Origin of the sequence: Microvirga splendida (genome assembly GCF_016427565.1) — a bacterium.
In the GTDB taxonomy this organism is placed as follows: Bacteria; Pseudomonadota; Alphaproteobacteria; order Rhizobiales; family Beijerinckiaceae; genus Microvirga; species Microvirga splendida.
Map to the genome: position 1 here is coordinate 142,474 of NZ_JAELXT010000006.1, position 18,657 is coordinate 161,130.

Consider the following 18,657-nt stretch of genomic DNA (forward strand, 5'->3'; position numbering starts at 1 on the left):
CGATGCTTTCTTCCTGGATGAGAGCATCGTTCGGGCGGAAAACCGGGTCCACTTTTCCGCACGATGCTCTGGAGTGTAAGGTGTACCGATGACGGTCCAACGGCAGATCGGGTTCTGGATTGCGGCGCTGGTCGTCGCGGTGCTGCTGCTGTTCGTGCTGCGCGGCATTCTGTTGCCCTTCGTGGCGGGCTTCGCGCTGGCCTATCTGCTCGACCCCCTGGCCGACCGGATGCAGAAGATCGGCGTCGGGCGCCTCGGCGCCAGCCTGATAATCCTCATCCTGTTCGTGCTGGTTTTCATCGTCGCCCTGATGATCCTGGTGCCTTTCGCGGCCCAGCAGGTCGGTGCCTTCGTGGAGAGGCTGCCCGGCTACGTGGCACGGCTGCAGGAGCTCGGGGCCGAGCAGCTCGGCCCGCTCGTCCGGCGCCTCGGCATCGAGGAGGCGCTGCCGGCCGCGCCCCCGTCCGTCGGCAACCTCATCAGCCAGGGCATCGCCTGGATGACCACCTTCCTCCAGGGGCTGTGGTCCGGCGGGCAGGCGCTGATCGGCATCTTCTCCCTGCTGGTGGTGACTCCGGTGGTGGCCTTCTACATGCTCGTGGACTGGGACCGCATGGTGAGAACCGTCGATTCCTGGATGCCCATGCGCCACCGGGACACGATCCGCGACATCGCCCGGGACATCGACCGGGCCATCGCCGGCTTCGTGCGCGGGCAGGCCCTGGTCTGCCTGATCCTCGGCACCTTCTATGCGGTCAGCCTCGCGCTGATCGGGCTCAATTTCGGGGCGCTCATCGGCATGACGGCCGGGCTCCTGAGCTTCATCCCCTATGTGGGCTCGCTCACCGGCCTCATCCTCTCGGTCGGGGTCGCTATCGTGCAGTTCTGGCCGGACTGGACCATGATCGTCGCGACGCTCGGCATCTTCATTTTCGGCCAGTTCGTGGAAGGCAACATCCTGTCGCCGAAGCTGGTCGGCGAGTCCGTCGGCCTGCACCCGGTCTGGCTCATGTTCGCGCTCGTGGCCTTCGGCGCGCTCTTCGGCTTCGTCGGCCTGCTGCTGGCGGTGCCGCTGGCGGCGGCCATCGGGGTCATCGCCCGCTTCGCCCTGCGCCAGTATCTCGCCAGCCCCATCTATCAGGGCACCGATCCGGTGATCCTGAAACCTCGCATCGAGATCGATCGCAAGGCCGATCTCGATGCGTGAGGTGCCCAAGCAGCTGGCCTTCGACCTTCCCCTGGACCCGCGCTTCGGGGCCGAGGACTTTCTCGTCAGCCCCTCCAACGAGCAGGCCTACGGCCTCATCGAGACCTGGCCCGACTGGCCGGACACGATCCTCCTGCTCGTGGGACCGCGCGGCAGCGGCAAGAGCCACCTGGCCTCGATCTGGGCCACCAACGCCCATGCCTGGACGGTGGACGCCGCGGCGATCACCCACGACAAGGTCCCGCATCTCGTCTCGAACGGGGCGCTCGCCATCGAGGACATGGACCGGGGCGAGCGGGACGAGGCGGCCCTGTTCCACCTCCTGAACCTCGCCCGCGAGAAGAGGGCGTCCCTGCTCATCACCAGCGAGACGCCTCCCGACCGCTGGGGATTGAGAACGCCCGACCTCCTGTCCCGCCTGCGGCTGGCGCCGGGCGTCGCCCTGGAGGCGCCGGACGATGCCCTCCTCAAGGCGGTGCTGGTGAAGCTGTTCGTGGACAGGCAACTCGTGGTCGACACCTCCGTTGTCGACTATATTGCCTTGCGGATCGAACGCTCGCTCGCCAAGGCCTCCGAGATCGTGGCTCTCCTCGACCGGGAGGCCTTAAGCCGGGGCCGGCGTGTCTCGCGGGCCATCGCGGCCGAAATCCTAGGCGCCGCGCAGGAAACGGATGAGAACGAGTGAAGCCTGAAAACGCCCTGTTGTCGAACCGTCGTGAAACCGTCACGAAGCCCAGAGCAAAACGAGCGCCGAAGAGTGAAGCGGCGGAGAACGAGGTGCGCAGCGCGATTGCCCTGAAAGAGGTGGAGACCGTCAGCGAAGCCCCGCTGCCCAAGGCTCCGCCGGATATCGAGCTCGACGGCGCGGCCCTGCGCAAGTTCCCGCAGCGCTTCATCAACCGGGAGCTCTCCTGGCTGCAGTTCAACCGCCGGGTGCTGGAGGAGGCCTCCAACGCCCATCACCCGCTCCTGGAGCAGCTGCGCTTCCTCTCGATCTCGGCCGAGAACCTGGACGAGTTCTTCATGGTCCGCGTCGCGGGCCTGCGCGGCCAGGTCCGCTCCGGCCTCACGACCGTGTCGCAGGACGGGCTCCTGCTGCAGGAGCAGCTCGCGAAGATTTCCGTGGCGGTGTCGAACCTCGCCTCCGACCAGCAGAGGCGCTGGCGCGAGCTGCGGGACATGGTGCTGGAGGAGGGGATCGTCCTCGCCGAGGGCGCGGGCCTGACCAAGGCCGAGGCCTCCTGGCTCGAGGATTACTTCCTCAGCCATATCTTCCCGGTGCTGACCCCGCTCGCCATCGACCCGGCGCACCCGTTCCCGTTCATCCCCAATCTCGGCTCCTCCATCGCCCTGAAGCTGGCGCGGCGGAGCGACGGCAAGGTGCTGAACGCCCTGATCCGCCTGCCGTCGCGGGGCGAGCGCTTCATCCGCCTGCCGGATTTCGCCGAGACCGGCGCCACCCGCTTCATCGCCCTGGAGCAGATGATCGTGCTCTACACGAGCAGGCTTTTCCCCGGCTACGAGGTGCAGGGGCAGGGCGCATTCCGGGTGATCCGCGATTCCGATATCGAGGTGGAGGAAGAGGCCGAGGATCTGGTGCGCCTGTTCGAGTCGGCGCTCAAGCAGCGCCGCCGCGGCAGCGTGATCCGCCTGGAGGTCGAGGCGGCGATGCCGGAGGACCTGCGCCTCTTCGTGGCCGAGGAGCTGGAGGTCTCGGACGACGAGGTCTTCGTCGTCGAGGGCATGATGGGCCTGCGGGACCTGTCCCAGCTCGTGGCTCTGGAGCGGCCCGACCTCAAGTTCAAGCCGTACAACCCGCGCTTTCCCGAGCGCATCCGCGAGCACAGCGGCGATTGCTTCGCGGCGATCCGCGAGAAGGACATCATCGTCCACCATCCTTACGAATCCTTCGACGCGGTGGTGCAGTTCCTGCACCAGGCGGCCCGCGACCCGAACGTGGTGGCGATCAAGCAGACGCTCTACCGCACGTCGTCCAACTCGCCCATCGTGGCGGCGCTGGCCGAGGCGGCGGAGGCCGGAAAGTCCGTGACCGCCCTGGTGGAGCTGAAAGCCCGCTTCGACGAGGAGGCCAACATCCGCTGGGCGCGCGACCTGGAGCGTGCGGGCGCGCAGGTCGTGTTCGGCTTCATCGAGCTGAAGACCCATGCCAAGCTGTCCATGGTGGTGCGGCGCGAGGGCAGCCAGCTCATCACCTATTGCCATGTGGGCACGGGCAACTACCACCCGATCACGGCCCGCATCTACACGGACCTGTCCTATTTCACCGCCGATCCGGCCATCGGGCGGGACGTGTCGCGCATCTTCAACTTCGTCACGGGCTATGCGGAGCCGGCGGAGCTGGAGCGCATGGCGGTCTCGCCGCTCACCCTCAAGAAGCGCCTGCTCCAGCACATCGAGGAGGAGATCGCCCACGCCAAGGCCGGGCGGCCCGCCGCGATCTGGTGCAAGTGCAATTCGTTGGTCGATCCCGTGATCATCGATGCGCTCTACGACGCATCCGCCGCCGGCGTGCAGATCGACCTGATCGTGCGCGGCATCTGCTGCCTGCGTCCCGGCATCAGGGGCCTGTCGGAGAACATCCGGGTCAAGTCCATCGTCGGGCGCTTCCTGGAGCACACGCGCATCTACGCTTTCGGCAACGGGCACGGGCTGCCCAGCACCAAGGCGCATGTGTACATCTCGTCGGCGGATCTCATGTCGCGCAACCTCGACCGCCGGGTCGAGGCGCTGATGCCCATCGTGAACCCCACGGTGCACCAGCAGGTGCTCGACCAGATCATGCTCGCCAACCTCCTCGACAACGAGCAGAGCTGGACGGTATTACCCGACGGAACGAGTCAGCGGATCGTGCCCGGCAAGGGCGAGGAGCCGTTCAATGCCCACAAGTATTTCATGACGAACCCAAGCCTCTCAGGCCGTGGCAAGTCCCTCAAGACCTCCAGCCCCAAAGCGCTCGCCAAGCGCGGGCAGCGCTAGCATGCCGGCGCTCAGCCATGAGGCACCGGGGCGGCTCAAGCTCGGCCGCCCGGTGGCAATCATCGACATCGGCTCGAACTCCGTGCGTCTCGTGGCCTATGAGGGCCTCTCGCGCGCGGTGACGCCGATCTACAACGAGAAGGTTCTCTGCGGTCTCGGCCGCCACGTGGCGACCACCGGCCGCCTCGACGAGGAGGCGGTCGACCGGGCGCTTCGGGCGCTCGCGCGCTTTCGCGTTCTCTGCGACACGATGAACGTGTCGGAGATCTTCGTGCTCGCCACCGCGGCCGCGCGCGATGCTTCCAACGGCCCGGCCTTCCTGGAGGCGGCGGAAAAGGCCTGCGGCCAGCCGATCAGCCTCCTGTCCGGCGCCGAGGAGGCGCGGGCCTCGGCGCTTGGGGTCATCGCCGGCTTCCACGAGCCGGACGGCATCGTCGGCGACATGGGCGGCGGCAGCCTGGAGCTGGTGGACGTGCGCGGCTCCCAGGTGGGGCAGGGCATCACCATGCCGCTCGGCGGCCTTGCCCTGCAGGACGTGAGCGGCGGCTCGTTGCGCAAGGCGCAGAAGATCGTGCGCGAGGCCCTTGAGCGCGCACCGGAATATCTCGAGAACCTGCATGGCCGCACCTTCTATGCGGTGGGCGGCACCTGGCGCGCCCTCGCCAAGCTGCACCAGGCGGCGCAGGATTATCCGCTCCACGTGATGCACGGCTACATCCTCGATCCCGAGGACGGGCTCGACTTCCTGCACCTCGTGGAAGAGGCCGATTCCAAGACCCTCAAGGACATCGAGAGCATCTCGGAAGCCCGGCGCCCGCTGCTCGCCTATGGGGCCATCCTGCTGGAGGAGATCATCCGGCTCGGCGAACCGAAGGAGGTGACGATTTCCGCCTTCGGCGTGCGCGAGGGCGTGCTCTTCGACAAGCTCGACGCGGAGACCCGCGAGCGCGATCCGCTCATCGCCGCCGCGAGCGCCCTCAACCTGCTGCGTTCCCGCTCGCCGCGCCATGGCGAGGAGCTGTGCGGGTGGACGGAAGCCTTCATCCGCAGCCTCGGCCTGCCGGAGACGGATTACGACATCCGCCTGCGCCGCGCGGCCTGCCTGCTCGCCGATATCGGCTGGCGCGTGCATCCCGATTACCGGGGCGAGCAGAGCCTCAACCTCATCGCCTACGGGGCCTTCGCGGGAATCGACCATCCGGGCCGCGCCTATCTCGCCCTGTCGGTCTTCTTCCGGCACGAGGGGCTTTCGCCCGATAAGGTGAGCTCGCGCATCAAGACGCTGGCCGGCCCGCGCCTGATGGAGCGCGCCCGCCTGCTCGCGGCGCTCATGCGGGTGGCCTACCCGGTGTCGGTCGCCATGGAGGGCGTGCTGCCCCAGGCGCCCCTGCTCGCCCGGGGCAGCCAGGTTGTGCTGCAGCTCCCGGCCGCCATGGAGCCGCTCGCCAACGAGCGCCTGACCGGCCGCATGCGTGCGCTCGGCAAGCTCCTCAACATGGAGCCGACGGTCGAGATCGTATGAGCCGATGACCGGGATCAGGACCAAGGCCTCGCGCATCGTCTACGAGAACCGCTGGATGCGCGTCCGGGAGGATGCCATCGAGCGGCAGGACGGCTCGCCCGGCATCTACGGCGTCGTCGAGAAGGCGGATTTAGCCGTCATCGTGCCCCTCGACCACGGCCTGATCCATCTGGTGGAGCAGTATCGCTACCCAGTGCAGGGCCGCTACTGGGAGCTGCCGCAGGGCTCATGGGAAGACGCGCCCGGCACCGATCCCCTGGAACTCGCCCGCGCCGAGCTGCGCGAGGAGACGGGGCTGACGGCCGCCACCATGACCCGCGTGGGGCATCTCTTCGAGTGCTACGGCTACTCGACTCAAGGCTACCACATCTATCTGGCGCAGGGGCTCCGGGCCGGTGAAGCCCAGCGCGAGGCAACCGAGCAGGACATGGTGAGCCGGGCGTTCCCGGTGGACGAGGTGCTGGCGATGGTCACGGACGGTGTCATCAAGGATTCCGCGACGGTGGCGGCGTTGGGAATGCTGCGGCTCAAGGGCTTGCTCTGAGTGTTCTTCCCGCAAGAGCGGCCTGAGACTACCGCGCTTCGACGAGAACCTTCGCATACCTGACGGCGCTTTCGAGCGCCTGCGTCCTCAAATCGGCAAGTGATTGAGTGGGGTCGGCGAGAAACTTCACGCGTGCCGCATTCTCGATCTCGGGCCTGCAGATATCGAGCATCGTCGAGATGAGCTTCTCCTGATCGACGAGCTGACCTTCGCGCAGGGAGCTCGCATCCTTCAAGCAGTTTTCCGGGGTTTGAATGTTGGAGGCCTGGCTGGAGGTCTTGGGCAGAGCAGCCGGGAGGGCCTGTGCGGGCGGTTGTGCCTTCCTGGCGCTCGCTCTCGCCTGAACCGCGCTCGTAACCACGTTCTTTTTGATGACGTCGTTGAGGCTGCTTCGAATGCCGTCGGGAGCGACGCCGTCGAGGCGCACCACTTCCATAGCCGCATCCAGCGCAGCCTGGACCTCCTTGTTGCAGATAGTCATGGCGGCCGTGGCAAGAACCTCTGCGCTTTCCGAAGATGCGACGAGATCTTCGATTTCGCTGGTCGTGCAGGCATACATGCGGTCCCGCAGCAGGTCCCTTGCCTTTGCGGCCTCCTCGGAACGCTGCTTGCGAACGGCATTCGCCTGCTCGACCTCACTGGAGCGTCGTGCGATGGCGCCACTGAGCCGCGTGCCGACGGCTCTCGGCAAATCTTCCGCGTAAGGCCCTTTGAAGAAGTTGGCCCCGGTTCCCGGGCCATAGAGCTGGTCATGTACGTTGATCATGGCCAGGGCCGGTGCATCGCAGGTCTTTCCGACGGCGCTGAGCGCGTCGTACCAGCGGCCCTGGACCGCCAGATCCAGAGCGGAGGTGTTTGCCTCGATTGCCCTGGCATAGCAATCGGTCGCGGCGCGCACATAAGGCAGGTGGAGCCTGCGCTTCTGCGCATCGCTCAAACTTTGACCGAATGCAGCACTGACAAAGAGAACCGAAGTCGCCCCGAGAGCAAAAAGAACACGTTTCATGGTTTCAAGCCAACACCCCGGGTCGAGGTTAACACGGCTTGAAGTCACAACGAAGGGGTTGCCTTAGAGGAATTCCACGCGCTTGGCGATGCGTGGTTGCCGCGGCGGGGAAGCGAATCGAGATCCTCGGCGCGACGCCCTCCTGCTCGGCCACCGCCTTGAGCGGCACCCGCAGCAGGTCGAGCACGGAGCCGGTGCTGCTGCGGCTACGGCTGCGCCCGGAACTCCGCCCGCCCCCGTCTGTTTCCCAGGTGTAACTTCCCAGGTGTAACTCGGATTCGGCAGGGATTCTGGATGGATGGCTGACAGGCAGGAAGGCGGCAGAAGGGACCGAGGCAGGGTCTCGGGCCTCGGCGTGGCGGTCGGGGCCCTGGGCCTTGCGGCTTTGCTGGGCATCGCGGGCCTGATCGCCGTCTATACGGGCGCCTACAACGTGGCGGCGACGGAGGAGCATGCGTCGTTCACCCGCTGGGCCTTCGACACCACGTTCCACAACTCGGTCGAGAGCCGGGCGGACGATGTCGCCGCGCCTGCAGCCTTCACGCCTGCGATGATTGCGGCCGGGGCGGGCCCCTACAAGACCATGTGCCAGCACTGCCATGCGGGACCCGGCGTTGAAAGGGCCGAATGGGCAGGCGGCATGCGGCCGCGGCCTCCCCACCTGACCGAGGCGGCTGCCGAGTGGGAGCCGCAGGAGGTGTTCTGGCTGGTCAAGCACGGGGTCAAGATGTCGGGCATGCCGGCCTTCGGGCCGACCCATGGCGATCAGGCGATCTGGAACATCGCGGCCTTCGTCAAGCAGCTGCCGGCCATGACGTCCGAGGAATACGCACGGCTCGGCGGCGGGCAGCAGGGTGGCGGTCATCACGGCGGTGCGACGCAGGCCACCGGCGCGGGTGGCGGAGGATCTCAAAGCAGCACGCCCCAGGCGGCCGGCGCACCCGGCGGGACGCAGGGCTCAGCGCCCGCAGACGCCGGCGGTGCTGCGCACGGCACGCATCCGCACTGAATTGGAGCAGACTTCCCATGGGCATGTCCTACTGGCGCTTTGCCGCGATGATCGCAACCTCCACGGTGGTGATGTACGGGCTGATGTACCTGAACACCTATGCGGCCGAGCACGTGTTCTGGAGCGAGACCCGCGCCTGGATGGCGCTCGTCATGGGCGCGACCATGTCGGTGATCATGCTCATCTTCATGATCGACATGTACAAGAAGATGGCGCTCAATTTCGCGATCTTCGGCGGCTCCATCGCGGTGTTCGCCCTCAGCCTCTGGCTCGTGCGCAGCCAGGCCACGGTGGACGATGTGGACTACATGAAGGCCATGATCCCGCACCATTCCATCGCCATCATGACGAGCGAGCGCGCCCAGATTTCCGATCCGCGTGTGCGCAAGCTCGCCGACGAGATCATCGAGGCGCAGGAGCGCGAGATCGCCGAGATGAAGTACCTGGCGGCCGATCTGGAGGCGCGGGACTGATGGCAGGGCTCTTCCTTCCCGCAGTACGAAGGCATCTTCTCCCGGCCCTGGCGCTTGGGCTGCTGGCGGGATGCGGCGACAGCGCGGCGCCGGACGATGTGGTGAATCCCATCCGGATGCACGACGTTGCCCGAATCCTGCCTGCGGAACAGGCGCTCGCCGGGGCTCATATCCCCACCCTCGATCCCCACACGATGAACGATGCCGAGATCGAGAAGGCGATCGGGACAGGCTCCCATTGCGATTTCCGGTATACGAGCTCCGGCAGGCCGGTTCTCGCATTCGGCGTGCAGCCGGGCGGGGCTCCGACAAGGGGTGTCGTCAAGCTCAACGGAAGCCTCGTCGCCCTGACGCCGGCTTCTGCCACGGAAGGCGCCAAGGCGTCCGGCAGCCTGCTCCTGCTGGCCGATCCGGTCCGCATCTCGGTCGCACCGGATGCGCCGGGCGAGGGCGAGGATCGCGAAGGCGCGCGGCACCGGGAGGCGAGCATGATCTTCGAGATCGGCCAGAACCTCCAGGTCGGCTATCGCGGCTATCTGGATTGCATGCCCGAACCGCAGGCGACCTCCGCGGCCCAATAGACGCCGGGACGATCAGGCGGGCGCAATCTCTCGCAGCTTCACGCGGCCGCGCTCGAGCACCATCCCGAGCTGCCCGTTCTTGAGGGCGAGGGCCTTCTCGCCGAGGAGCTTCCAGCGCGAGCCGTGCACCCTTGATAGGTTCTCATTGGCTCATTCGGCCTGACCAGCAACGCCTCGTTGTCTCGATACTTGCCCTCCGCAGCGCCAGCGTTACGGCCAAGGTGCCGTAGCACACATGCAACATGCCGTAAGGAAAGTATGTCTGATCAAAGAAGTGATGCCTGAACAATAGGGCATTTCTTCAATGCTCCGCTATAGGGAGCAGTAATCGAATCGCCAATGGGGATAAATAGAATGGGAACTCCTGTATTTTGGGGCACAGACATCTACGTCAGTGGGCTGGGAGATCACGACCAGCCACATATTACGGCCTTGGCTGATGGCCGTTTCGTGATGGCCTGGGTCGATAACACCACGCAGGAAATCCGGGCGCAGATCCTCAATGCCGACGGATCGATCCGGGGAGGGCAGTTCACCCTCAATACAATCTCAGCAGGCGAGCAGCAGCTCCCCAATATTCTGGCCTTGGCGGATGGGCGGTTCGTAGCCGTCTGGACGGATCAGAGCGCCTCTCAATACGATGACGGTGCCACGTATTCGGGCGACTACGCTGACGTCTTCGGACAGATTTTCAGCATCGACGGCGTAAAGATCGGCAGTTCCTTCAAGGTCAATGAGGGCGCAACGCCGACTCATGCCTCAGATAAGCCTAGCATCACGGCTCTCAGTGGCGGCGGATTTGCCGTGACCTGGCGCGATTACAATCTGCCCGATCCGGACTCGTCCTGGGCGGACATATGGGTTGCCGCCTACAATAGCGATGGTAGCTCCGCCGGGGCTCCGACGTCGATTGTCAGGACTGCGGATGACGAGAACGTAAAGCCGATCATCCAGGGCCTCGACGGCGGCAAGGCCATCGTCCTCTGGACTGACGGAACCAACACCAACGCCATCAACCTGTTTGGACGGATCATCGATGCCAACGGCAATGAGGTAAACGATCTGGGCAACATCGGATTGCCCCGCGCCGATTCCGAGAACGTCGTTCAGATCGACCCGCAGATCACCAGGCTGAAGGACGGCGGCTTCGTCGTCACCTGGAAGGTTCGCGACCCGGCCATCGATTCCATTGAGCGGTACGCGGTCTGGGCACGTGTGTTCAAAGCCGACGGGACGGGAGCCGACATGTTCGAGGTCAGCCCCTCGACCAATGGAGGCGTAGAGGTGGATCCGGTGGTGACCGCGTTCAATGACGGGCGATTCATGATCACCTGGGCTGATTACCAAAGCTACGGCTCGCTGAGCACGGAAGTGAAGAGCCAAGTCTACACGGCTTCCGGTGCGAAGGACGGTGGAATTTTCACGGTGAATGCGCCAGATAGCGCGAACGACCGCATGCCTAGCATCACGACCCTTGAGGACGGCCGCGTGGCGGTCGGCTGGTGGCATGACGGCGAGCCGACGATCCGGGTGAAGATCATCGATCCGCGTGAGGCGGCCATCGAGCTCTCGGCCAGAACCCTCACCGCACAAAAGCTGGCGCTCAGCAACGACTGGGTCGGCACAGGCTTTGGGGATATCCTCGAGGCCGGGCTCGGGAACGACCAGATCGAAGGCGGCGCTGGGGCAGATGTGATTGCCGGAGGCGACGGGTTCGACACGGTGAGCTTCGCCCATGCCGCGGCCGGCGTTGTAGCCAGCATGGCTGGGGGCACCGGCGGCGATGCCGCAGGCGACGTGTACTCGTCCATCGAGCACCTTTTGGGGTCGCATCACGCCGACACGTTCTACGGCAACGGAGTGGCGGTGCTGCAGGGCTCCGGCGGCAACGATATCTATTATGTCAGCGGAGGCGATCAGGTGGTTGAGACTGCCGGCGGGGGCTACGACAAAGTTGTCGTGACCGGCACCAGCTATCGGCTCGATGCCGCCGCTGAGGTGGAGGAACTGCTGTTCGCCGGCGTCTCCAGCAGAAAGTCCTACAGCCTCACCGGGTCCAGTGCAGCCAACACCATGAAGGGGAGTGTGGGCAAGGACACCCTCAAGGGCCTGGATGGCAAGGACAAGCTTTACGGCGGGTCCGGCGATGATAAGCTCTATGGCGGTTCCGGCAATGACCTGCTGTCGGGCAGCAAGGGCAAGGACAGCTTCCTGTTCGACACGAAGCTCGGAACCTCCACGACCGACCGGAAGGTGAACTTCGACACCATCACGGACTTCTCGACGAAGGACGACACGATCCGGCTGGAGAACAAGATTTTTGCAAAGCTGAAGAAGACCGGCACGCTGAAGAAGGACTTCTTCGCCACCGGCACCAAGGCGATCGATAAGAACGACTACATCGTCTACAACAAGAAGGCGGGTGTGCTGTCTTACGATGCCGATGGATCGGGCAGGGGCAAGGCGATTGAGTTCGCCCAGGTCAAGAAGGGGCTTGCCCTCTCGCATCTCGACATCTTCGTCATGTGATGCAGGCCTGCCGTCTTCGGCGGCAATGAGACGGGTGGTAAGGCGGCTTCGGCCGCCTTACTGCGTCATGGCAGGTGGAGGTTCGGTGCTGTCAGGGCTGCGAGGCGCTCACGCCGGGCGAGCCTCATCGCCTCGAAGCGGCGCAATCTCCCGCAGCTTCACGCGGCCGCGCTCGAGCACCATCCCGAGCTGCCCGTTCTTGAGGGCGAGGGCCTTCTCGCCGAAGAGCTTCCGGCGCCAGCCGTTGAGGGAGGGCACGTCGGCGTCGTCGCTCTCGGCGATGGCCTCCAGCTCTTCCACGGTGGCGATGATCTTCGGCGCGACGCCCTCCTGCTCGGCCACGGCTTTCAGCAGCACCTTCAGCAGGTCGACCACGGAGCCGGTGCTGTTGCGGCCGCGGCTGCGTTCCGGCATCGGGATCGTGGCGGGATCGCGGGCGAGCGCCCGCTCCACGGCTTCCAGAATCTCGCCGCCGGTGCGGGAGCGCTCGAACCCGTTGGGGATGGTGCGCAGGCGCCCGAGCGCTTCCACGCTGCGCGGCGCCGAGGTGGCGATGTCGATGACCGCGTCGTCCTTCAGGATGCGCCCGCGCGGCACGTCGCGGCTCTGCGCCTCGCGCTCGCGCCAGGCGGCGATCTCCATGAGGATCGCGACCTCCTTCGCCTTCCGCAGGCGGCCGGCGAGGCGGCGCCAGGCATTGTCCGGATCGGCCTGGTAGGTCTCGGGCGAGGTCAGGATCGCCATCTCCTCGCCGAGCCAATCGAGCCGGCCGTTCGCCTGCAGCTGGCTCACGAGGGCCTCGTAGACCTTCACCAGATGGGTGACGTCGGACAGGGCATAGGTGAGCTGGGCGTCGCTCAAGGGGCGGCGCGACCAGTCGGTGAAGCGGGAGGATTTGTCGATCTTCGCCTTGGCGAGATCGTTGGTCAGCTGCTCGTAGGATACCGAGTCCCCGTAGCCGCACACCATGGCGGCCACCTGGGTGTCGAACAGGGGCTCGGGCACGATGCCCCCGAGATTCCAGACGATCTCCAGGTCCTGCCGGGCGGAGTGGAAGACCTTCACCACGTTTCTGTTCGCCATGAGCGCCATGAACGGCTCCAGGCTCATGCCCTCGGCGAGCGGATCGACCAGAACCGCATCCGCGGGGTCGGGGCCGGCCATCTGGATCAGGCAGAGCTTGGGGTAATAGGTGGTTTCGCGCAGGAACTCCGTGTCGACGGTGACGAACGGGTGCTGGCTGAGGCGGCCGCAGGCGGCGGCCAGGGCATCGGTGGAGGTGATCAGGTCCATGGAGCGTTCATACCCCATCTGCAAGGCGCTCGCGAGTCCGCCATCCACAGAGCTGACCCATGGTTAAGGCTTGGTAAAACCTTATCAATTGACACGGAAAGGAAAATAATAGTTACTTTGTATCACTGACCGCGAGGTCAGGTTCAAAGTCCAACAACACCCTAAAGGTGGGGAGGTCTTCATGAAGAAGAAGACACAGACCAGAACCAGCGAGAAGGGGCAGAAGGCCGTTGTCGAACTCAGCGAGAAGGAACTCGCCGGGGTCGCGGGCGGTCGCCGGATCATCGTCTATCAGACCACATCCTGCATCTGACCTGGATTGAGCGGAGCGGCGGAGCAGGTGCGGATTCCGCGCAGGCTCCGCCGGATCTCCCTCGCAACCGGAACAAGGCGCGGCTTTCTGGGAGCCGCGCCTTTTTCGTTTCACGCAGGTTCAGGCCCGGCTGCCGAGGGAATGGCGGGCCGCTTCGGTGAAGGCCAGTGCCTCCCCGTCCATCGGCGGGGAGACCCGGCCCTCGCGCAGCACCACGATCCGGTCCGCCGCGCGGATCGTCTCGGGCCGATGGGCGATGACGATGCGGGTGATCCTCAGCTCCGCGAGCGACCGGTTCACCTCGCGCTCCTTGTCGAGGTCGAGGCTCGACGTGCCCTCGTCCATGAACAGCATGCGCGGCCTGCGGTAGAGGGCGCGTGCCAGCATCACCCGCTGGCGCTGCCCGCCGGACAGGGTGGTGCCCATGTCGCCGATGAGCGTGTTGTAGTTCATGGGCATGGCCATGATCTCGTCGTCGATCCCGGCGATCCTGGCGCAGTCGCGCATCCAGTCGAGATCGAGCGTGGCGTCGAAGAAGCAGATGTTCTCGGCGATGCTCCCCGAGAGCAACTGGTCGTCCTGCATCACCACGCCGATCTGCTGGCGGAACGCCTGGGTGCCGAAATGCGCGAGCGGCGTGCCATCGATCAGCACTGCGCCCTCCAGGGGCTTGAACAGGCCGAGCATGACCTTGAGCAACGTGGTCTTGCCGCCGCCGGACGGCCCGGTGATGGCCACGAACTCGCCGGCCTCCACTTTGAGATCCACGCCCGACAGCACCTCCGGCTCCGTATCCGCATAGCGGAAACCGACGCCCTTCAGCTCGACGAACCCGGCGATCGGCCGCGCCACGAGGCTGTCGCCATGCCGGTCCTCCTCGCGCTCGGAGAGCGCGATATCGGAGAGGCGGTCGAGATGCAGGTCGAGCATGCGGACCTGGATGCCGGTCTCGATCAGGGTGGTGGCCTTGGAGAGGAACTGCTCCTTGTAGGCCATGAAGGCATAGAGCATGCCGATGGTCATGTCGTTGGCCATGATGGCCCTGGCGCCGAGCCAGACCACGAGCACGTTCTCGATGCCATAGATCAGGTCGTTGGCGGTCTTGAACCCGATGGTGAAGCGGCCCTGGCGGATGCCGCGGCTGATCGAAGCCGCATAGCGGTTCTGCCACAGGGCCTCCCGGTCGGCTTCGCGTCCGAAGATCTTGATGCTCTGGATGGCGCGGGCCGTCTCGATGAAGGTGGTCTGCTCCCTGGCGTCGGCCTCGATCATCTCCTCCTGCCGCTGGCGCAGGGAGCGGTACAGGGCAAAGCGTAAGGCGGCGTAGAGCGCCAGCGCGGCGAAGACGATGCCTGACAGCGTGGGGCTGTAGATCAGGATCATGGCCAGGGTCAGCGTCGCCATCACCCCGTCGACGAAAGCGGCCACCAGCCCCTCGGAAACCAGCTTCTGGATCGGCTCCGCCGAGCGGAAGCGCGAGACGAGATCGCCGATATGCCGCTTCTCGAACCAGCCCAGGGGCAGGCGCACGAGATGGTGGAAGAGGTTGGCGCCCATCTGGAAATTGAGCGCGCCGCTCAAGAACAGCAGCACATGCGAGCGCAGCCAGTCCGCCCCGATATGGATGAGGGTGAGCAGGCCGAAGCCCAGCGCCAGCGCCGTGAGCAGGCCCCCATCGCCCTTCATCACCGCCTCGTCGACGGCGAGCTGCATGTAGAAGGGCGCTGCGAGGACCGCGAGCTGCAGAACCGCCGACAGCACCAGCGCCTGGGCCAGGGCTCGCTTGATCCCCCGCATCCGCCCCCACAGGGCCGTGAGGGCCAGGCGCGAGCGTTCCTTCCTGCGCTCGAAGCCCTGCGTCGGGGTCAGCTCCAGGGCAACGCCCGTGAAGTGGCGGCTGACCTCGTCCAGGGTAAGGGTGCGAACGCCGAGAGCCGGGTCGTGGATCGTCACCTTGCGGGCGCCGACCTCCTTCAGCACCACGAAATGGCTCATGTCCCAATGCAGGATGCAGGGCAGCTTGATCTCGCCCAGTTGCTCGGGCTCCAGCCGCAGGCCCCGCCCGGTCATGCCGAGGCGCTGGCCCATGGCCAGCACGTCCTTGAGGGTCACGCCCTTCAGCGAGATCGAGAACAGCCGGCGCAGGGCGGCGAGATCCACCTCGCGGCCGTGATAGCTCGCGATCATGGCCAGGCACGCCAGCCCGCACTCCGCCGCCTCCGACTGCATGATGGCCGGCAGGCGCGGCGCGCCGAAGAAGTCGAGGCGGGCGGAGAGCGTCACATCCGCCCCCTGACGCTGATGAGCGGCTCGAACAGCCAGGCGACGAGGGAGCGGCCCTCCAGCACGATGTCGGCCTTGAGGGTCATGTCGGGCTGGAGGGCGACCTGACGCCCGAAGGCCTCCACGTCCTGGCGGTCGAGGCGCACGGTGACCCGGTACGCGGGTTCGGTCAGCGGGACCTTCCCGATCACCTCGTTGGGCAGGAGCACCGCCTGGGACACGGTCTCGACGGTTCCACCCTGCGTGCCGAAGCGCTGGTAGGGGAAGGCGTCCACCATCAGGCGCACCCGCTGCCCGGCCTCGACGAAGCCGATGGCGCGGCTCGGCACGAAAAGCTCCGCCAGCAGGCCCGCGCCTTCGGGCAGTATGGTGAGAAGCGGCCGGTTCGGATCGACGATCTGGCCGGGCATGACCTGGAGGGCGGTGACACGCCCGGCGATGGGGGCTGTGACCACCTGCGCCCGCTGCGCCTGGGCCTCTGCCTGCTGGCGCTCCTTGTCGGCAAGGTTCAGGCGCAGCTGCGCCACGCGCTCGGCCTGCTGCACCGGCAGCTGCTCCCGCTGAAGCTCGGTCTGGCCCAGCTCCTTCTCGGCCGCCGCCAGCTCCCGGTCGAGTTCGGCGAGCGCCTGGCGGCGGGCGAGCAGCGCCTCGTCCTGCTCCTGCAGCGCGGCCCGGGTGGTGTGGCCTTGTTGGGCAAGGCCTGCGACGGCGTCCCGCCGCTCCTCCGTCACCCGGATGCGCTCGGCCATGAGCCGCCGCTGAGCGGCCAGTGCAGCCCGCTCGGCCGCTACGGCGGCGATGGCCGCGTCGAGGCGCAGGACCTCGTTGGCCGTGCGGGCCGGGTCGGCGGCGATCTGGTCGCGGAGCACCCGCACCTGGGTTTCCAGGGAGGCGAGGATCGCCCCGTCCAGGGTGCCGCCGGCCTCGAGGCCCTGGGCCGACGCGACAGTGAAGAGGGGCTGGCCCGCCTCGACCCGGTCGCCGTCCCGGACCTTGAGGTCCGAGACCACGCCGCCGCGCATGGCCGCGATGCGCACCGCGCCGCCCGCCGCCACGAGAGCGCCGCTCGCGGTCTCCTTGCGGGCATATTCCGCCGTGCCGAGAAAGCCTACGACGGTTGCCGTGCAGGCGATCAGAAATGCCCCTAGGAGCCGCCACGAGAAGGGCGCAACCGGCAGCGACACGGACGAATGCTCGCCCGAGGCTGCCGCGATGGCCTGCGGCCTGAATAAGGATTGATGCGCCACCCCGTCCCCTAACGCAACAAAGCAACGTTATGATGTTGCAGAAAGACCGGGATCGCACAAGGGAGTTCATCGGTTCGGTGATTCCAAAGCGGCCGGTGCGGCGGTTCTGTCGCAGGGCTCTTGTCTCTCCCCAATGTGTGACATTGTATCAAGTTGCTGTTCTCAAGAACTCAGATCACCGGAACAGCCAAGGGAGAACATCATGTCGAATATCCAAGTCTTGACCGAGGAGTGCCTCGGCGTCGTGGCGGGCGGAAAAAGCCGCTGCGACCGGCCGCCGGGCATCAACCACGCTGAGCTCTACGCCTGGTCGACCTTCTGCGCGAACCTGCACGGCGGAGGCTGGCGGGAGTGGTACATCTACGGCCACGACATGCTGTCGGCCGAGCAGCGGCAGCCCAAGAAGGAGCCGAAGAGGCCCTGAAGACCGGGACCGGCCCAGGTCTTTCGGGCAGTCCTGCGGCTAAGACTCTGCGGATCGTCAGACGGCGCCTCGATCGGCGCCGTCTCCATTTACGAGGTCAGATCCTCCGTCCGGGTGCCGCCGGTGCCGGGCAGGGGGAAGCGCTTGGCAGCCTTGCGCCGGGCGCGGGCCTGGCGCTCGGCGAGCTTTATGAGCCAGTCGAGAATGTTGTGCTCGACCACGAAGCCGGTCTCCGCATCCTCGAGGCGCTGGATCCGGTCGACCCGGAAGCCGCGATAGCCGTCCTCGGTCAGGATATCGATGCCGCCCAAAAGCATCTTGCCCGGCCCCACCTTCAGCTCGCGCGCCAGCACCCAGCGCCGGGTCGCATTGCCGGCCTGGTCCACATAGTCGAGCTCCAGCGCCGCCTCCAGCGGATAGACGTGCCAGTTGCCCTCGATCCGCTCCTCGACGGGAGCGTTCCGGGCCGGCCTCAACAGGGATGTTGCAAGGGTGGTAACCATAGGAAGAATATGGTGTTTCACCCTTTGTTCCGCAAGGGTTTGAGGGGGTTTTGAAGGGCAGAAAAGGCCTATCAATGATAAAGGGCAGCGGGCGTTTCGGAACAGTTGGGAACGCTCCCCGAAACCCAGTGTCCTGAAGTCCCCCAAGCGGCCGAGTTAAGCTACTTGGAGCCTGCCATCCTGGTGCCAGAAGCCAAGTCCAGCTCATGCAGATCGAAGTCCTTGAAGAAGCCAACCCGCCCGGTGCCGACGATATGACCGCCGGCGTGCGGGCGCACGTGGTCGAGAAGACCGGCCCTCTGCTGCGCGTCCCTCTGACCCTGCTCCTGCGGGACGACGCCAACCGGGTACGCGGCGGCATTCGCGGGGTCGTCGTCCTGTGCTGGCTCCAGGTCGATCATTTCTGGGTCGACAAGGCCCTGCGCGGGCAAGGCTATGGCTCCCGCCTGCTGGACATGGCCGAGGAGACCGCACGCATGCACGGGGCCATCGGCGCGCAGCTGACCACCTCGACCTTTCAGGCGCCCGGGTTCTACGAAAAGCAGGGCTATGCGGAGATCGGCCGCCTGAAGGACCGCCCGCCCGGCCACGACCGGATCTGGATGGCGAAGCGCTGGGGCTGAGTGCCCGGAGCCCTAAGGGCTCTTCCTGAGTCGACCTTTGCCGTGCTCCGAACCTATGATGCCCGAATGCCGATCCGGCTCGGCCATGCACGGCCCAGGGGCC

At 66.1% G+C, this 18,657-nt stretch carries 17 protein-coding genes; 12 read left to right on the forward strand and 5 right to left on the reverse strand.

What is annotated here, in order from left to right; all coding sequences use genetic code 11:
* Nucleotides 1–88: 88 nt before the first annotated feature.
* The 5 genes from JAO75_RS08565 to JAO75_RS08585 are packed head-to-tail and all read left to right on the forward strand — an operon-like array spanning nucleotide 89 to nucleotide 6,270.
* Nucleotides 89–1,207, forward strand: a complete 1,119-nt coding sequence (locus tag JAO75_RS08565) for an AI-2E family transporter (protein WP_199048319.1) — start codon at nucleotides 89–91, stop codon at nucleotides 1,205–1,207.
* A complete protein-coding gene (locus JAO75_RS08570) occupies nucleotides 1,200–1,892 on the forward strand; it encodes a P-loop NTPase family protein (RefSeq protein WP_199048321.1) in 693 nt (230 codons plus the stop codon). The genes JAO75_RS08565 and JAO75_RS08570 overlap by 8 nt, the downstream gene beginning before the upstream one ends.
* On the forward strand, nucleotides 1,889–4,204 hold the full coding sequence (locus JAO75_RS08575) for an RNA degradosome polyphosphate kinase (RefSeq protein ID WP_199048323.1): 2,316 nt from the start codon (nucleotides 1,889–1,891) through the stop codon (nucleotides 4,202–4,204). Before JAO75_RS08570 ends, JAO75_RS08575 begins: the two co-directional genes overlap by 4 nt.
* Before the next feature lies 1 nt (nucleotide 4,205).
* The gene (gene ppx / locus JAO75_RS08580; RefSeq protein ID WP_199048325.1) at nucleotides 4,206–5,726 is read left to right on the forward strand and encodes an exopolyphosphatase; all 1,521 of its coding nucleotides are present in this window, start codon (nucleotides 4,206–4,208) and stop codon (nucleotides 5,724–5,726) included.
* A 4-nt stretch (nucleotides 5,727–5,730) separates the two neighbouring features.
* Entirely contained in the window at nucleotides 5,731–6,270 is a 540-nt protein-coding gene (locus JAO75_RS08585) for an NUDIX domain-containing protein (protein WP_199048327.1), read from the forward strand.
* A 28-nt stretch (nucleotides 6,271–6,298) separates the two neighbouring features.
* Here JAO75_RS08585 and JAO75_RS08590 read toward each other — a convergent pair whose 3' ends face one another.
* On the reverse strand, nucleotides 6,299–7,276 hold the full coding sequence (locus JAO75_RS08590) for a hypothetical protein (RefSeq protein ID WP_199048329.1): 978 nt from the start codon (nucleotides 7,274–7,276) through the stop codon (nucleotides 6,299–6,301).
* A gap of 298 nt (nucleotides 7,277–7,574) precedes the next feature.
* Here JAO75_RS08590 and JAO75_RS08595 point away from each other — a divergent pair, with 298 nt between their 5' ends.
* The 4 genes from JAO75_RS08595 to JAO75_RS08610 all read left to right on the forward strand — a co-directional run bounded on the left by JAO75_RS08595 (nucleotide 7,575) and on the right by JAO75_RS08610 (nucleotide 11,868).
* Complete coding sequence (locus JAO75_RS08595; protein ID WP_199048330.1) at nucleotides 7,575–8,285, forward strand: c-type cytochrome; 711 nt, start codon at nucleotides 7,575–7,577, stop codon at nucleotides 8,283–8,285.
* Nucleotides 8,286–8,308: 23 nt separating this feature from the next.
* Complete coding sequence (locus JAO75_RS08600; protein WP_199048449.1) at nucleotides 8,309–8,758, forward strand: DUF305 domain-containing protein; 450 nt, start codon at nucleotides 8,309–8,311, stop codon at nucleotides 8,756–8,758.
* Nucleotides 8,758–9,339, forward strand: coding sequence for a DUF6692 family protein (locus JAO75_RS08605; protein ID WP_199048331.1), 582 nt, complete (start codon nucleotides 8,758–8,760; stop codon nucleotides 9,337–9,339). The genes JAO75_RS08600 and JAO75_RS08605 overlap by 1 nt, the downstream gene beginning before the upstream one ends.
* A gap of 453 nt (nucleotides 9,340–9,792) precedes the next feature.
* Entirely contained in the window at nucleotides 9,793–11,868 is a 2,076-nt protein-coding gene (locus tag JAO75_RS08610; RefSeq protein ID WP_199048332.1) for a calcium-binding protein, read from the forward strand.
* A gap of 108 nt (nucleotides 11,869–11,976) precedes the next feature.
* On the opposite strand, the gene rnd is transcribed toward JAO75_RS08610, so the two are convergent.
* Nucleotides 11,977–13,161: a ribonuclease D gene (gene rnd / locus JAO75_RS08615; RefSeq protein ID WP_199048333.1), complete on the reverse strand. Its 1,185-nt coding sequence runs from the start codon at nucleotides 13,159–13,161 to the stop codon at nucleotides 11,977–11,979.
* Nucleotides 13,162–13,342: 181 nt separating this feature from the next.
* On the opposite strand from rnd, the gene JAO75_RS25165 reads away from it, so the two are divergent.
* On the forward strand, nucleotides 13,343–13,474 hold the full coding sequence (locus JAO75_RS25165; RefSeq protein WP_281433494.1) for a hypothetical protein: 132 nt from the start codon (nucleotides 13,343–13,345) through the stop codon (nucleotides 13,472–13,474).
* Nucleotides 13,475–13,594: 120 nt separating this feature from the next.
* Here the strand turns inward: JAO75_RS25165 and JAO75_RS08620 are convergent, their stop codons facing one another.
* Nucleotides 13,595–15,757: an ABC transporter transmembrane domain-containing protein gene (locus JAO75_RS08620; protein ID WP_199048334.1), complete on the reverse strand. Its 2,163-nt coding sequence runs from the start codon at nucleotides 15,755–15,757 to the stop codon at nucleotides 13,595–13,597.
* Nucleotides 15,754–17,004, reverse strand: a complete 1,251-nt coding sequence (locus JAO75_RS08625) for a beta-barrel domain-containing protein (RefSeq protein ID WP_199048335.1) — start codon at nucleotides 17,002–17,004, stop codon at nucleotides 15,754–15,756. Before JAO75_RS08625 ends, JAO75_RS08620 begins: the two co-directional genes overlap by 4 nt.
* 202 nt (nucleotides 17,005–17,206) lie before the next feature.
* Between JAO75_RS08625 and JAO75_RS08630 the strand changes: the two genes are divergently transcribed.
* Complete coding sequence (locus JAO75_RS08630) at nucleotides 17,207–17,428, forward strand: hypothetical protein (protein WP_199048336.1); 222 nt, start codon at nucleotides 17,207–17,209, stop codon at nucleotides 17,426–17,428.
* An 89-nt stretch (nucleotides 17,429–17,517) separates the two neighbouring features.
* Here JAO75_RS08630 and JAO75_RS08635 read toward each other — a convergent pair whose 3' ends face one another.
* Nucleotides 17,518–17,931: a hypothetical protein gene (locus JAO75_RS08635; RefSeq protein ID WP_199048337.1), complete on the reverse strand. Its 414-nt coding sequence runs from the start codon at nucleotides 17,929–17,931 to the stop codon at nucleotides 17,518–17,520.
* Nucleotides 17,932–18,137: 206 nt separating this feature from the next.
* Here JAO75_RS08635 and JAO75_RS08640 point away from each other — a divergent pair, with 206 nt between their 5' ends.
* The gene (locus JAO75_RS08640; protein ID WP_199048338.1) at nucleotides 18,138–18,554 is read left to right on the forward strand and encodes a GNAT family N-acetyltransferase; all 417 of its coding nucleotides are present in this window, start codon (nucleotides 18,138–18,140) and stop codon (nucleotides 18,552–18,554) included.
* Nucleotides 18,555–18,657: the final 103 nt, after the last annotated feature.